Origin of the sequence: Saccharopolyspora sp. NFXS83 (assembly GCF_026241095.1) — a bacterium.
GTDB lineage: Bacteria > Actinomycetota > Actinomycetes > Mycobacteriales > Pseudonocardiaceae > Saccharopolyspora_C.
The window spans coordinates 303401-317112 of record NZ_JAPFGB010000003.1 but is presented as its reverse complement, the minus strand read 5'-3'; the positions used below and the strand labels follow the sequence as shown (position 1 = coordinate 317112).

Below are 13712 nucleotides of genomic sequence, written 5' to 3'. Positions count from 1 at the left end.
CCGGGCCACGGCCGAACGCCCGCTCCCCCGACGATCGAGAAAGAGCAGCGGAGGAACGGGCGGACACGCTCACATCCCGCCCCGTCACCCAATAGACTGACGTCGAGCGATCGGGGAGAGGGGTCAAGCGGGTGGAGTGGCAGTTCGGTCCTTACCTGATCCAGGGCCTGATCGCGCGAGGCGGCATGGGCGAGATCCACCGCGCGCACGACACCCGCCACCAGCGGACGGTGGCGCTGAAGCTGATCGCCGAGCGCTACGCCGGGGACGCCGAGTTCCGCCGCCGGTTCCAGCGCGAAGCGCAGGCCACCGCGCGGCTGCGCGATCCGCACGTCATCCCGATCCACTCCTACGGTGAGATCAACGGCAGGCTGTACCTGGACATGCGGTTGGTGGACGGGGCGGATCTGGCCACCCAGCTCGACGCCTCCGGTCCGATGCCGCCGGACCGGGCGGTCGGACTCATCGAGCAGGTCGCGCACGCGCTGGACTCGGCACACGCCGACGGGTTGGTGCACCGCGACGTGAAACCGTCGAACGTGCTGGTCAGCAGCAGCGGGTTCGCGTACCTCGTCGACTTCGGCATCGCCTACGCCGCGAACGCCGGGACCGCGCTGACCTCCACCGGGATCACGGTCGGCACGCTGGCGTACATGGCGCCGGAGCGGTTCGGGGAGGCTCCGGCGGATCCGCGATCGGACGTGTACTCGCTGGCCTGCATGCTCTACCAGTGCCTCACCGGGCGGAAACCGTTCGAGCGCGACGCGACCGTTGCGATGATCAACGCGCACCTCAACGACGACCCGCCGCGACCCGGCTCCACCGCTCCGCACCTCGGTGCCGCGTTCGACCCCGTGATCACGCGCGGCATGGCCAAGCACCCCGCGCACCGGTTCACCTCCGCGGGCGAACTGGCACGGGCCGCCCGCGCGGCGCTGGACTCGACCGGCCCCGTCCCGCACCCCGCCGCCGCGGCGCGCGGCACCGCGCCGCAGCGGGTGCCGCACCGCCGCAAGGGCCTGCTGATCGGCGCCGCCCTGGGCGCGCTGCTGGTGGCGGGAGCCGCCGCCGGGGGGGCTGTCGTCTCCCGTGGCGGTGCGGACCCGGCGGCCGACGCTCCGGCTCCGACGGCGCCGTGGTCCTCGACCGCGCCGGTACCGCCCGACCTCGGGTTGTCGGTTCCGCTGAGCACGCCGCCCTGCGACGGCGGGTTCACCGTGGTCGTCGGCGCCGCGTTCGACGCGGACACCGCGCAGCGGCTGCTCGACGAGCACGCCGGCGCGCACTACCTGCACGTGCCCACCACTCCGTGCGGAGCGTCCGCCACCACCTCGAAGACCGGCAAGGACATCTACTCGATCTACTACGGGCCGTACCAGGACCGGTCGAGCGCGTGCGCCGAGTGGACCTCGGCCAGCGCCACCGCCGGCGACGCCTACGTGAAGCAGCTGAGCGCGACCTCCGGTGGCGCCGCGGTCATCTCCTGCGGCTAGGCGCGGCGGCGCACGGCTCGGACCGGTCGCGCGGCGGTCGCCGGAAGTGATTGGTCCGTCCGCCGGTACCGGGGCGGACGCCGCTGCGCCAGGCGGTGGGGATCCCGAAGATCCCACCGCCGCCACCGGAACGGGCTGCTAGAAAGGATTGGCGAGCGCGCAACCGGGGGGACGCACGGTGGACATCGACCGGACGCGGCGAGAGCTGACGATCTTCGCCGACTACCACAGCTTCGAGGTCCGCGACTCCCACGCGGACTACGACCTGGCCGCCATCAACGACACCGACGCCGACCTCCGCCGCGACCTGATCTCCAGCCGGGACGGCGTGGTCACCGTCGGTACCGCCCGCCGCAGGAACGTCCCGGTCACCGTCGAGATCGTCCCGGCAGCGCCCGACTGCGACCTCACGCCGTGGGACCACGTCACCGAAGCCTCCGTCGAGATCGCCAGCGGCCAGATCCTCGTGCTGGGCGGTTCCGACAGCAGGCGCAGCGCCCACCTGTTCACCGTGCCGGTCGGCATCTACCGGGTGCGGACCCGCTGCGAGGGGTTCGGCTCGATCAGCGCGAACGGGGCCACCGGCAACGACACCTACCACGTGCAGATCTGGCCCGGATCCGCGCGCCGGACGGTCGTGCTCAAGCGCTTCACCGGCGGCCTCCCGACCCGCTGAAAGTGGGATGACCGCTCGCCCGTCCGGCGGACGGCGCGTTCATCCGATCTTCGCGTGGAGCGCCGCTCCGCCTGGTGGACGCATATTGCACAATGAGCCGCATGGCCAGCGAAGACACCACTGCCGACGACCGGACGGCCCCGGCGGAACCGCTCACCGAGCCCGAGCACCAGCGCGGCGAGCTCGAACCGTCCGCTCCCGTCGAGGAGCCGACCGCGGCCGAGAAGCTCCAGCACACCCGGACGGCGGGCACCTGGGCGGCGGTCGTCGTCGCGACCATCGCGCTGATCGTGCTGCTGGTGTTCATCCTGCAGAACCTGCAGCCCACGTCGGTCACCTTCCTCGGCCTGCGCGGCGATCTGCCGGTCGGCGTCGCACTGCTGCTGGCCGCCGCGATCGGCGGGCTGCTCGTGGCGCTGGTCGGTGCCGCCCGCATCCTGCAGCTGCGGCGCACCGCGAACCGCCGCAACCGCGCCTCGACGCACTGACCCGAGGCGGTCTCCCCTCCCGGACCGGCCGACGCAGCGCGCGGCACGCCCCGCCCCCACCAGGTCCAGACCTCCACTTCGCCCGGTCGGCGTACATTTGACGCGGGCACGCGCCGATTCGCGCGCCCGCAGCGTCAAGTCCGCGCCGGTTCCCGGCCGCAGTACCGAGAGAGTTGATCGGGTGAGTGCCCCCACGGTGACCTCGCAGAACAGCGCCGAGGGGCAACCCGGCAGACGCGTTCCCGGCGGAGCCGCCCGCTGGCTGCGGATCATCGCCGTCCTCGCGGCGGGCCTGCTGCTCTACGCGGCCTCACCGCCACGCGACCTGTGGTGGCTGGCGCCGCTCGCGGTCGCCCCGTTCGCCGCCGCCGTGCACGGCCGCCGCACCCGCGGCGGATTCGGCTACGGCGTGCTGTTCGGGCTCGGCTACATGCTGCCGCTGCTGGGCTGGATCCAGGACTTCCTCGGCACCCAGTTCGGCCCGTGGCCGTGGCTGGGGGTCGCACTGGTCGAGGCGGTGTTCCTCGGACTGGCCGGGGCCGGCATGGCGCGGGTGAGCAGGCTGCGCGGCGCTCCGGTGTGGATGGCGGCCGTGTTCGTCCTGTTCGAGGCGCTGCGCGGCGCCCAGCCCTTCGGCGGGTTCCCGTGGGGGCGGCTCGCGTTCACCCAGCCCACCGGCCCGCTGCTGCCACTGGCCTCGGTGGGCGGCGCCATGCTCGTCACCTTCGCGGTGGCGTTGATCGGCTGCGCGCTCGGCGTCCTCGCGCTGCGGCTCCGCCAGGCCCGCCGCCGGTTCGTCGCCCCGGTGGTCGCGGTGCTGGTTCCGCTGGTGGCGGGCGCGGCGCTGTGGCCCACCGTCGGCGTCGCCCCCGAAGCGGGCACCGCCCGGGTCGCGACCGTGCAGGGCAACGCGCCCGACATCGGCCTGGACCTGCTCTACGAGGACGACGTGCTGCACGACAACCACATCCGTGGTGCCCAGCGGCTCGTCGAGGACGTCCGCGCCGGCCGGGTTCCGCGCCCGGACCTGGTGGTCCTGCCCGAGCAGGTCGGCAGCTGGGGCCCGACCCGCTACGACCCCGAGCTCCGCGCGGTCACCGAGCGGCTCGGCGTGCCGGTGATCGCGGGCGGTTTCGCGCAGGACTCCGACGGGACGTTCCGCAACCGCATCGTCGAGTGGGACCCGGAGCGCGGCGCCGACGAGGAGTACGCCAAGCAGCACCTCGTGCCGTTCGCCGAGACCATCCCGATGCGCTCGGTCGCCCGCCTGGTCAGCCCCTTCGTCGACCGCTTCCAGCAGGACATGGTCGCCGGGGACGTGCCGGGGGTGCTGCAGGCCGGAGCGATCCGGCTCGGCGTCGGCCTCTGCTACGACGTGGCCTACGACGACGTGTTCACCGGCGCCGCCCGCGAAGGCGCCACCCTGCTGGCGGTGCCCACGAACAACGCCTGGTACGGACACTCCGAGATGAGCTGGCAGCACCTCGCGATGTCCCGGCTGCGCGCCGTGGAGCACGGCCGAGCGGTGGTCGTGTCCGCGACCAGCGGCATCAGCGCGATCATCCGGCCCGATGGGGTGATCACCACTCGCTCGGAGCAGTTCACCGCGCAGAATCTCCACGGCGAAGTGCCGCTGCGCACCGAACGCACCCTCGCCACGACGCTCGGAGCCGCGCCCACCTGGGTGCTCTCGCTCCTGGGCGTCGGCGCCCTCGCGGCCACCGCGCGGCGACGCACCCACGACAAGAACTGACACACCCGGTCACACGCCACGCACTGGGGGACGTGTGACCCGAAGGAGGATCGCTATGACGGACCGGCACGCCCCCGATGGTGAAGCGGGGCTGTCCGGCTCGGCTCTGGTCGTCATCCCCACCTACGACGAGCGGGAGAACCTGGAGCCGATCGTGCAGCGGCTGCACGCGGCGTTGCCGTCCGCGCACGTGCTCGTCGTCGACGACGCGAGCCCGGACGGCACCGGGGAGCTCGCCGACGAGCTGGCCGCCGCCGACGGACGGGTGCACGTGCTGCACCGCAGCGACAAGGCGGGGCTGGGCGCGGCGTACGTCGCCGGATTCGGCTGGGCGCTGGCCCGCGACTACGCGGCGGTGGTGGAGATGGACGCCGACGGCTCGCACCCGCCGGAGGACCTCGCCCGGATGCTGGCGATGCTCGGCCCGGACGGCACCGGCGCCGACGTGGTCATCGGCTCCCGCTACGTCCCCGGCGGCCGGGTCGTGAACTGGCCGTGGCACCGCCAGGCGCTCTCCCGCGGGGCGAACCTGTACTCGAAGTACGCGCTGGGCGTCCCGATCAACGACAGCACCGCCGGTTTCCGCGCCTACCGCAGGCACGTGCTCGCGGAGCTGTCCTTGCACGACGTCGCCTCGCAGGGCTACTGCTTCCAGGTCGACCTGACGCTGCGAGCGGTCGAGGCGGGCTTCGTCGTCGTCGAGGTGCCGATCACCTTCACCGACCGCGAGTTCGGTGAATCCAAGATGAGCCCCGACATCGTCCGCGAAGCCCTCCTCCGAGTCACCAAGTGGGGCCTCCGCCGCCGGGTGACCCAGCTCAGAGCACTCCTCCCCCGCAACTGACCCCCAAAAAAGGGCGAGCAAAGCGAAACCTGCCTCGCGGCCGAAGGACGTGCCTGGATGCGCGCCAGCGCATAGCCCACGTCGAAGAAACGACCACGCGCGGGTTCTCAGCCGTCTTCTCGCGAGGACAGCTTCTTCCCTCGTGGCGGAGCCACTCGGGAAAAAGATCCCGCAGCGAGAAGGCGGCTGAGGTTCCGCCACCCGACCACAAAGCAAAACAAGCCGTCACGCCCCCGAGACACAAAGACGCCTGGGCTCCCCCGCACGGGGCCCAGGCGTTCGGTGTGCTCACCCGCGAGTCGCGGGGGTGCTGTTGTCGCTCAGGCGGAGTGGCTGCGCCGGCCGCGCAGGACTTCGAGCCGCTCGTTGAGCAGTTCCTCCAGTTCGGGAATGCTGCGGCGTTCGAGCAGCATGTCCCAGTGGGTGCGCGGCGGTTTGGCCTTCTTCTGCTCGGGCTCCGACCCGTCGATGATCTTGGATTCGGAGCCGTGCAGGCGGCACTCCCAGGTCGGCGGGATCTCGGCGTCGTCGGAGAACGGCACCTCGAACTCGTGATCCTTGGGGCAGGCGTAGCGCACCGTCCGGCGCGGTGCGAGGTCGTGGTTGCGGTCGGTCTCGTAGCTGACCGCTCCGAGCCGGCTGCCACGCAGAACGCGATCGGCCATGACGGTTCCTTTCACTTCGGCCCGGAGCAGTGTCCGGACGGGTTGTGCTCACCGAGTGCAACGACGGGTGGACCGTCGCATGTTCCCGGCACGAGGCTTCCAGTTGCCGTCGGTGACGTTCTTCACTCGTCAACGACGTTGTCCCCTCTAGAGATGCAAGCAGGGCACGTTCGTGACGCGTTCTCCTCCCCGCAACCTAGAGGTTCCACCGAACGGGTGATAGTGCCAGACAAGTCGTAACTAAGGGCAAGTTAACCTTCACTCTCTTGCGAAAATTGAAAGCGAGATCACCAGTGGGCCTGGGCGGCCAACCGGGCCTCGATCACGTTGCGTACCGAACCCTCGCTGTTCGCTGTGCGACGCTGCGTACCGGCATATGCCAATCATGCCGGTGTCCTCACTGAAACGCATCACCGGCACGGCCGAACGCGGACGTCGTTCACACCCGCTCCGGAGGGCGGTTGCCGACCGCTTCGATGGCCCGGCGGACCGGCACCATCGACACCAGGACCAGGCCGACGACGAAGAAGAAGACCAGCGAGACGATCGCCAGCCGGAACGAACCGGTGGCCTGGCCGACTCCGGCGAAGACCAGCGGCCCGAGCCAGGACGTGGAGCGTTCCCCGACCTCGTACAGCGAGAAATACTCGGCCTCCTTGCCTTCCGGAACCATCTGGCTGAACAGCGAACGCGACAGCGCGTTGGTACCGCCGAGCACCAGGCCGATCCCGACGGCCAGCCCGTAGAACTGGAACTGCTGGCCGGACTGGACGAAGTACGCCGCGGCCAGCACGCCGACCCAGACCACCAAGCTGATCATGATCGTCTTCTTCGCGCCGATCCGGCTTGCCAGCAAGCCGTGCAACACACCACCGACGAAAGCGATGAACTGCACGATCAGCAACGTGATGATCAGCGACTCCTGGGGCAGCCGCAACTCCATGTCACCGTACTGAGCGGAAACCTGGGTGACCGTCGCGATCCCGTCGGTGTAGATCATGTACGCGCCGAGGAACGCCAGCGTCAACGGGAAGCTCCGCGCCTGCTTGATCGTCGAGCCCAGCTGCTTGAACCCGGCCGTGATCACCGAGGCTCCCCGTTCGCTCCCCTCGGGTGCGTGGTGCCCGCGCAGCGCCGCCAGCGGCAGCAGGGTGAACGCGGCCCACCAGATCCCGGAGGTCACGAACACGACGCGGACCGCGGTGTCCTCGCTGAGCCCGAGCGCGTCGTGACCGAGGTAGAGCGCTAGTTGCAACGCCAGCGCGCAGCCGCCGCCGAGGTAGCCGAAGGCCCACCCGCGGGACGACAACCGGTCGCGCTCATCTGCGTCGGCGATCTCGGGCAGGAACGAGTAGTACACGACCACCGATGCGCCGAAGCAGATGTTGGCGGCGATGAAGAAGACCAGCCCCCACTGCCAGTTCGACACGCCCACCAGCCCCAGCAAGGAGGTGGCCAGCGCACCGCCGAAGGCGAAGCCGGCGAGCATGGTCCGCTTGTTCTGGGTTCGGTCGGCGATCGCGCCGGTGATGGGCAGCACCAGCACCTGCACCACGGTGGCGGCCGAGAGCAGGTAGCCCCACAGCGAACCGGCCGGGAACGCCAGCCCCAGCACTGAGATGTCGCAGCGCACCAGCGAGTTCCCGCCGGGGCAGGCTCCGATCCCGTTGCGCGCGACGTCCGCGGTGGCGGCCTCGGTGGCCACGCTCGTCAGGTACAGCGAGAGGAACACCGTCGTCACCGACGTCGGGAACACCGAGTTGGCCCAGTCGTACCAGCACCAACCTCGCTGCTCGCGGCGTCGTCTCGCGGTGTCCGGCGCGAGACCGCCCTGCACGCTCATACCTCTCCGTCCTCAAGTGTTCACTCGATAGGGGTAAACGGGACTGTATCGGCTCCGGATCAACGTCCGGTCGCGGCGCGATGATCATGCTTCCGACAGTTCCCGCTACCCCTATCTCCCCAGTTCATCGCCCCGGCCGGTGGCGCGGTCGAAGCCGGCCGACCGAGCGTTCGTGCGGCTCTCCCGCCTCAGCGCACCGCGGGCGGTTCAGCGAAGGTCGTCTCCCCGCTCCGCTTCCTGGAGGCCGCCCGGATCGGTCCCGCCCGCGAACCGGTCGCCCAGCACGTCGCGCAGCACGTCGGGACGATCGGTGACCACTCCGTCGACCCCCAGGTCGAGCAGGTTCCGCATGTCCGACGCCTCGTTCACCGTCCACGTGTGCACTTCCAGTCCCCAGCGGTGCGCCATCCGGACGAATCGCTGATCCACGACGCGCACCCTTCCGTGCCGCGGCGGCACCTGCGCGGCCCACCCATCGATCCGCGAGCGCAGTCCGCGACCGCCGTAGCGCGACGCCCCCCACAGCGTCGCCACGGTCCGCTTCCCCATCGACGTCAGCAGCTCCGAGTTCCCGCCCTTGCGCAGTTCGCGCAACCGGCGGTCGTCGAACGACGCGAGGCAGACCCGATGCCACGCGTCGTGCCTGCGCAAGGTCTCCAGCACCGGCCGGACCGCGGCGTCGTCCTTGACGTCGATGTTCAGCAGCGCCTGCGGGAGTTCCTCCAGGACGTCGTCGAGGCGGGCGACCGGCTCCCGCCCGCCGATGCGCGCGGACCCGACCGCCGACCACGGCAGCCGACGGATCGTACCGCGCCCGTCCGTCGTGCGGTCCAGGTTCGGATCATGGTGCAGGACGACCACCTCGTCGGCCGTGGCGTGCACGTCGGTCTCGAGGTAGCGGTAGCCCTCGTCGACGGCGCGCCGCAACGCGCTCATCGAGTTCTCCATGTCGTGCAGGTCGCCGAGGTGCCATCCTCGGTGTGCGAATGCGCGTGGCCAGGGTCCCTGCAGGAACGGGTGGGTCACGGAGGCTCGGGTCCTTTCACGAACCGGGGATGAGGGCGGGATCGCCGCTCCACTCTGCCCGACGCGACGCGCACGGCGGCACCCGCACCGGCGTGGCAATGCGATGTTCGCCGAGGGGTCGCATTACGGTTGCGCACCGTGGACAGCCTGCCCGAGATCAATTCGCCCACCACCGAGACCGACTCCGGTGGTGCCGCACCACCGGTGGCGGAGTCGGGTCGCCGCCGCGCGGACCGGCATTGCTCCTGGTGCGGGCGTCGGCTCGCCGCGTCCGGACGGCAAGGGCGGCCACGGCTGTACTGCACGCAATCGTGCAGGCAGCGCGCCTACGAGCGCCGCGGCGCGGTGCAGCGGTCCGGACTGCCGGAGGACGCGGTGGTGCTGTCGGCGGCGGAGATCGCGGACCTGCAGGACCGACTCTTCCAGCTGCGCTGCGCTGCCGAGGACGTCGGCACCGCTGCCGAGGACGGCGCCAGCACCGAAGAACTGCGCAAGATGGCCGCCGAAGTGGTCTCAGTGGCCGCGGAGCTCGAACGCCTGCGCTGAGCACCCGCGTCCGCTCCCGCGCCGCGCGGGTGCCTTTGGACCCTGGTTCCGCGCCGTCCGGCCGGGTCACGCTCGGAGGTCGTGTGTGCGAAGGGGGTCAGGGGTGTTCCTTCCCGCCAGAACGGTGCTGGCCGGTGTCGACGGTTCCGAGCAGTCGAAGCGCTGCGCGGCGTGGGCGACCGCGGAGGCGGCGCTGCTCGGGGCCTCGCTGCACCTGGTGTTCGCCTACGCCGCCGCCCACCGCCGGGAGTGGGCGGACGAGCTGGTGCGCGGCGTCGCCGGGCAGTGCCGTGCCGCCGAACCCGAACTGCACGTCCGCGCGCAAGCGGTACCCGGGGATCCCGCCGAGGACCTGGTGGCGCGGTCCGCCGATGCGGCGCTGGTGGTCGTCGGATCCCGCGGTCGCGGCGCGATCCGGGACGCCTTGCTGGGCTCGGTGAGCACCGCCGTCGCCACGAAGGCCGATTGCCCGGCGGTCGTGGTCCGCGGGACCGGCGAGCCCGGTCCCGGACCCGTGGTCGTCGGCCTCGACCTGTCGCCCGCGAGCAGACCCGCGCTGCACTTCGCGTTCGACTGCGCGGAGCGGCACGGGCGCGAGCTGGTGGCCGTGCAGGCGCTGCCCGACGCCTACTTCCTGCCGGCAATCCTCGACGACGCCGAGCGCCGCAGGCACCAGGAGGACGCGGAGGAGCGGGTGAGCGGCCAGCTGGCGGTGTGGCGGGAGCACTACCCCGATGTCGTGGTCCGCCGGATCGCAACGGACCAGCATCCGGTGGAGGCGCTGTGCGAGCAGGCGCGCGGCGCGCGGCTGCTGGTCGTGGGCCACCGGTCGCGGAGCACCCCGACCCGGCCGGGATCGGTCGCGCTCGGCGCACTGCACCACTCGCCATGCCCGGTCGCGGTCGTGGGCGATCAGGTCGGGCTGGACTGGTAACCCGGCACCGCTGCGATCACTCCCAGGCGCACCAACCTGGCGAGCCGTTCCCACGGTCTCCGGCGGTCAGGCGTCCACCTCGCGCACCAGCTCGATCGCTCTGGCAAGTGTGCTCAACCGTTCGTCCAGGCCGTCGCCCGCCGGGTACAGCCGCACCTGGTCGACCCCGGCGTCGCGCCACACCCGCAGCCGTTCCCGCACCATCGGCTCGGTGCCGATCAGGGTGGTGGCGAGCACCATGTCGTCGGTGACGAGCGCCGTCGCGCCCTCGCGGTCGCCCGCCTGCCAGCGGTCGCGGACCTCCGCGGCGACCTCCGCCCAGCCTTGGCGGCCGTAGGCCCGGTTGTAGAAGTTGGTCGACGTCGAGCCCATCCCGCCCAGGCTGAACGCGAGGTCCTTCTTGCGCGCGGCCACCATCGGGCGCAGCGCGTCCTCGTCGCGCGCGAACGCCACTTCCGCGCCTTGGCACACGTCCAGGTCGGCACGGCTCCGCCCGGCCTCCCGCAGCCCCTCGTCGAGGTGCGCGAAGTAGGCATCCGCCGCGCCTTCCGGCACGAAGCTGGTGCCGAGCCACCCGTCGGCGAGCTCGCCGGTCAACCGCAGCATCGCGGGCGACATCGTCGCCAGGTAGATCGGGATCGGGTGTTCGGGCCGGGCGGAGAGCCGCATCGGCACCGCCTCTCCCGGAAGCGGGATGGTGAACTCGCGGCCGGAATGGGAGATCTTCTCGCCGCTGAGGGCGGCTCGGATGATCTGCACGGTCTCCCCGGTTCGGCTGCGGGGACGCGCGAAGGGGACTCCGTGCAGCCCCTCGATCACCTGCGGGCCGGAGGCTCCCAGCCCGAGCAGGAACCGGCCGCCGGACAGGTTCGCCAAGGTGATGGCGGTCTGCGCCACCGCGACGGGAGTGCGCGTGCCGACCTGCATGATCCCGGATCCCAGCAGCATCCGGTCCGTCTTCGCCGCGTAGTAGCCCAGCGCGGCGGGCGCGTCGGAACCCCAGGCCTCCGCGACCCAGCACACGTCGAGCCCCAGCTTCTCGGCCTCCACCACGAACGCCAGGTGGTCCCGGCCTCCGCCGGAGACCTCGACCGTGGTCGCCGTGCGCATCAGACCGCCCGTTCCACGGTGCGTTTGAGGAGTTCGAGGGTGGCGCCCATGTCCTCCTCCAGGTCGGACAGCCGCCGGAACACGATCTTCTGCTCCTTCTCCGGCATCCGCTCGACGGCCATCGTGAGCCCGGAACGCCCCGGTCCGATCCGCACCCGGTAGGCCAGTTCGGTCCCGCCATCTCGCGGAGTCAGAGCGAACCGCCAGGTCGCGTTGGGCTCGGCGGGGTCCTGCACGGCCCAGGCGAAGGCGCGGCCGGGCTCGCACTCGACGACGTGCGAGGTCGTGGTCCACTCCCCCAGCACGTCGTTGCTGTTGTGCCCGCGGAAGCGCGCGCCCAGCGCCGGGCCGGTCGCTCCGTCGAGCCAGTGCACGGCGCGCAGTTCGGAGCTACCGCCGGGCAGCTGTTCGATGTCGGACACGACCGGCCACACCTGGTGCGGGGTGGCGGCGATCCAGGTCCGCACTTCGGTCGCCGGCCGGTCGGCGAGCCGTGCGCCAGTCCACTCCATCGTCGACCAGGCCTCCGCTGCTCGTCACCGTAGATCCTTCTTGACCACCAGAGTTTCAACATGAGACCCGGCGATGTCAACCAGTCGGCACCGGAGTGCGGCGACCGCCCGGCGAGCACGCGCGCAAGAGCCCTCCCGCGCGCCGGCGGGCTCCGGCGACCGACACCGGGGCGATCACTCCTGATCGGCGGTGCCGAACCGGCGCACCACGTCAGGACGCCGGGCCAGCTTCGACGGGAACCCCGGCCCCATGCGCATCTCGCTGTCCTGCGCGCGCATCGGCCGGGCGCATTCCGCGCACACGACCTCGGCGTGGCCGTCGTGCCCGCAGGGACGGTGGTGGAACGTGATCGGCGGCCCGTCCGCCTCGGCGAGCCAGCGGTCCCCCCAGGTCGCCATCGCGGCCAGCACCGGGAAGAAGTCGTGCCCCTTGTCGGTGAGCACGTACTCGTACCTCTCCGGCTCCACCTGGTAGCGCTGCTTGGCCAGCAGCCCTTCGTCCACCAGCAAGCGCAACCGGTCGGTGAGGGTGTTGCGCGCGATGCCCAGCTCCTGCCGGAATTCGTCGAAGCGCCGGAACCCGTAGAACGCCTCCCGCAGCAGCAGCGTCGTCCAAGCATCGCCGAGCAGGTCCGCGACCCGCGCGATCGAACATGGCCAGTTCCTGAACGAGGTCCGCCGCATGCCCGTCAACATACGCACGACCACCGCCGCGGAGCCCCCTCACCGCCCTTGGTGCGGGGTGCGCACGGTGCCGAACTGGGTGCTGTTGAGGTTCTGATCGGCGAACTTCACCGCCACGGCACCCAGGATCTCGGCCATCGCCGCGGCGGCGGGAGTGGGATTGCGATTCGCGGGGCGGGCCAGCAGGATCCGCCGGATCGGTGCGGGCACTCCGGTGGCGAAGCGCAGCAGGCGGACGTCGCTGCGGCGGTTCGTCATCGCCAGCCTGGGCGCGATGGCGATGCCGAGCCCGGCGGCCACCATCGCCTGCGCCTCCTGGTAGTCGTGCGATTCGTAACCGATGCGCGGCTCGAAACCGGCGCGCCGGCAGCTGCGGCGCAGCACTTCCGCGACGGGGTGGTTGTCCGCACGGATGATCCACTGCTGTTCGGCGAGATCGGTGAGGCCGATCTCGCCCGCTTCGAGCAGCTCCGAGTTGGCGGGCACCACCAGGACGGTCGGATCGTCGAGCAGGTGGCGCACGATCAGCGAGGGGTCGTCGACGCGATTCCACTCGTAGTCCCACAGCATCGCGAGTTCGATCTCGCCGGTGTCGAGCCGGTCGAGCAGTTGGGCCAGCAGCCCGGAGTGCACCTTGGTGTGCAGGCTCGGGTGCTTGCGGGCGAAGCGGGTCAGCGCCGGAGGCAGCAGCGACGCGCTCGCGGTCGGGAACGAACCGAGCCGCAGCGTTCCGCGGTCCAGCCGGGCGAGCGCTTCCAGATCCGCGTCCGCGCCGCGCAACTCGCGGCGGATCGCCCGGCCCCGCGCGACGAGGGCTTCGCCCGCATCGGTGAGCCGGACCCCGCGCGGCAAGCGGTGCAGCAGGGGCTGACCGAGGTCGGCTTCGAGCCTGGACATCTGCTGCGAGGCGGCCGATGGCGTGATCCCGGCCGCTTCGGCGGCAGCGGTGAGCGATCCGCGCTCCGACACCTCCACCAACAGCAGCATCCGCCGGACGTCGAGCATGTGCTTTCTCCTGCCGAAACGGAGCCCACCCAGAGCGAGCCTTGAGCTGTGCTTAACACCAGCTTAGAGAACGAACATTGTTCTCAAGCCTACCGCTCGCCACTGTGGACCTCGCCCGAATCGTTCGGAACAA

Annotated in this window: 14 protein-coding genes; 7 read left to right on the top strand and 7 right to left on the bottom strand. The window is 71.3% G+C overall.

Going from position 1 to position 13712, the window contains the following annotated elements; translation table 11 throughout:
* Positions 1-131 precede the first annotated feature (131 nt).
* The 5 genes from OOZ19_RS05165 (at position 132) to OOZ19_RS05145 (ending at position 5254) form a co-directional block, all read left to right on the top strand.
* Entirely contained in the window at positions 132-1493 is a 1362-nt protein-coding gene (locus OOZ19_RS05165) for a protein kinase domain-containing protein (RefSeq protein ID WP_266088787.1), read from the top strand.
* Between the two features lie 178 nt (positions 1494-1671).
* On the top strand, positions 1672-2169 hold the full coding sequence (locus OOZ19_RS05160; RefSeq protein ID WP_266088785.1) for a hypothetical protein: 498 nt from the start codon (positions 1672-1674) through the stop codon (positions 2167-2169).
* A 101-nt stretch (positions 2170-2270) separates the two neighbouring features.
* On the top strand, positions 2271-2657 hold the full coding sequence (locus tag OOZ19_RS05155; protein WP_266088783.1) for a LapA family protein: 387 nt from the start codon (positions 2271-2273) through the stop codon (positions 2655-2657).
* A 181-nt stretch (positions 2658-2838) separates the two neighbouring features.
* A complete protein-coding gene (gene lnt / locus OOZ19_RS05150; RefSeq protein WP_266088781.1) occupies positions 2839-4410 on the top strand; it encodes an apolipoprotein N-acyltransferase in 1572 nt (523 codons plus the stop codon).
* 55 nt (positions 4411-4465) lie between these two features.
* Positions 4466-5254 (top strand): polyprenol monophosphomannose synthase, encoded by a 789-nt coding sequence (locus tag OOZ19_RS05145; RefSeq protein ID WP_266088779.1) that lies wholly within the window; start codon positions 4466-4468, stop codon positions 5252-5254.
* A gap of 320 nt (positions 5255-5574) precedes the next feature.
* Here the strand turns inward: OOZ19_RS05145 and OOZ19_RS05140 are convergent, their stop codons facing one another.
* The 3 genes from OOZ19_RS05140 to OOZ19_RS05130 form a co-directional block, all read right to left on the bottom strand.
* Complete coding sequence (locus OOZ19_RS05140; protein WP_184479487.1) at positions 5575-5919, bottom strand: RNA polymerase-binding protein RbpA; 345 nt, start codon at positions 5917-5919, stop codon at positions 5575-5577.
* 439 nt (positions 5920-6358) lie between these two features.
* Positions 6359-7762 carry an MFS transporter gene (locus tag OOZ19_RS05135; protein WP_266088775.1) on the bottom strand — a complete coding sequence of 468 codons (1404 nt, stop codon included), beginning with the start codon at positions 7760-7762 and terminating at the stop codon, positions 6359-6361.
* Positions 7763-7969: 207 nt separating this feature from the next.
* Positions 7970-8788 carry a glycerophosphodiester phosphodiesterase family protein gene (locus OOZ19_RS05130; protein ID WP_266088773.1) on the bottom strand — a complete coding sequence of 273 codons (819 nt, stop codon included), beginning with the start codon at positions 8786-8788 and terminating at the stop codon, positions 7970-7972.
* Positions 8789-8992: 204 nt separating this feature from the next.
* On the opposite strand from OOZ19_RS05130, the gene OOZ19_RS05125 reads away from it, so the two are divergent.
* Both OOZ19_RS05125 and OOZ19_RS30000 read left to right on the top strand, forming a co-directional pair.
* The gene (locus OOZ19_RS05125) at positions 8993-9334 is read left to right on the top strand and encodes a hypothetical protein (RefSeq protein WP_266088868.1); all 342 of its coding nucleotides are present in this window, start codon (positions 8993-8995) and stop codon (positions 9332-9334) included.
* Between the two features lie 103 nt (positions 9335-9437).
* Complete coding sequence (locus OOZ19_RS30000) at positions 9438-10268, top strand: universal stress protein (protein WP_323055101.1); 831 nt, start codon at positions 9438-9440, stop codon at positions 10266-10268.
* 66 nt (positions 10269-10334) lie between these two features.
* Here OOZ19_RS30000 and OOZ19_RS05110 read toward each other — a convergent pair whose 3' ends face one another.
* From OOZ19_RS05110 to OOZ19_RS05095, 4 genes are all read right to left on the bottom strand, one after another.
* Complete coding sequence (locus tag OOZ19_RS05110; RefSeq protein WP_266088771.1) at positions 10335-11378, bottom strand: LLM class flavin-dependent oxidoreductase; 1044 nt, start codon at positions 11376-11378, stop codon at positions 10335-10337.
* A complete protein-coding gene (locus tag OOZ19_RS05105) occupies positions 11378-11890 on the bottom strand; it encodes an SRPBCC family protein (protein ID WP_266088770.1) in 513 nt (170 codons plus the stop codon). Before OOZ19_RS05105 ends, OOZ19_RS05110 begins: the two co-directional genes overlap by 1 nt.
* Before the next feature lie 174 nt (positions 11891-12064).
* On the bottom strand, positions 12065-12574 hold the full coding sequence (locus OOZ19_RS05100; protein WP_266088769.1) for a winged helix-turn-helix transcriptional regulator: 510 nt from the start codon (positions 12572-12574) through the stop codon (positions 12065-12067).
* Positions 12575-12613: 39 nt separating this feature from the next.
* Positions 12614-13579: a LysR family transcriptional regulator gene (locus OOZ19_RS05095; protein ID WP_266088768.1), complete on the bottom strand. Its 966-nt coding sequence runs from the start codon at positions 13577-13579 to the stop codon at positions 12614-12616.
* Positions 13580-13712: the final 133 nt, after the last annotated feature.

Bases quoted from the DNA above. Each gene is read 5' to 3' on its own strand.
- OOZ19_RS05155 (WP_266088783.1), top strand. From the start codon at position 2,271: ATGGCCAGCGAAGACACCACTGCCGACGACCGGACGGCCCCGGCGGAA.
- OOZ19_RS05145 (WP_266088779.1), top strand. From the start codon at position 4,466: ATGACGGACCGGCACGCCCCCGATGGTGAAGCGGGGCTGTCCGGCTCG.
- OOZ19_RS05140 (WP_184479487.1), bottom strand. From the start codon at position 5,919: ATGGCCGATCGCGTTCTGCGTGGCAGCCGGCTCGGAGCGGTCAGCTAC.
- OOZ19_RS05135 (WP_266088775.1), bottom strand. From the start codon at position 7,762: ATGAGCGTGCAGGGCGGTCTCGCGCCGGACACCGCGAGACGACGCCGC.
- OOZ19_RS05110 (WP_266088771.1), bottom strand. From the start codon at position 11,378: ATGCGCACGGCGACCACGGTCGAGGTCTCCGGCGGAGGCCGGGACCAC.
- OOZ19_RS05105 (WP_266088770.1), bottom strand. From the start codon at position 11,890: ATGGAGTGGACTGGCGCACGGCTCGCCGACCGGCCGGCGACCGAAGTG.
- OOZ19_RS05100 (WP_266088769.1), bottom strand. From the start codon at position 12,574: ATGCGGCGGACCTCGTTCAGGAACTGGCCATGTTCGATCGCGCGGGTC.
- OOZ19_RS05095 (WP_266088768.1), bottom strand. From the start codon at position 13,579: ATGCTCGACGTCCGGCGGATGCTGCTGTTGGTGGAGGTGTCGGAGCGC.